The sequence below is a fragment of the Flavobacterium solisilvae genome (assembly GCF_012911605.1).
Lineage (GTDB): Bacteria > Bacteroidota > Bacteroidia > Flavobacteriales > Flavobacteriaceae > Flavobacterium > Flavobacterium solisilvae.
In genome coordinates this window covers 1-243 of the sequence record NZ_JAAMPT010000037.1, presented here as the reverse complement: position 1 = coordinate 243, position 243 = coordinate 1, and the positions used below count along the sequence as shown (strand labels likewise).

Here is a 243-nt window from a genome sequence, read left to right as displayed (position 1 = left end):
TAAACTTGGATAGAACGTTACGCTCATTCCAGTTTGTCCTAGCAGTACTTCTTCTACTTTGCTGGCTAAATCAAATATTTCGTAGCCAATGTTGCTTTGGTCTAAATCACACAAACTGTATTGTGGATAGCTTGGCTGAGTGGAATTTGGTAGCGGATCAACGATTAAGTCTAACGTTACGATGTCATAACATCTTGTAGTGTTGTTTTCTACGCGAACGTATAGGGTTTCTTGGTTGATCGT

Annotated in this window: 1 protein-coding gene; it reads right to left on the bottom strand. The window is 39.5% G+C overall.

Annotated elements, in window-relative coordinates; translation table 11 throughout:
- On the bottom strand, nucleotides 1-243 hold a 243-nt coding region (locus G6042_RS00175), incomplete at both ends, for a hypothetical protein (protein ID WP_169522307.1).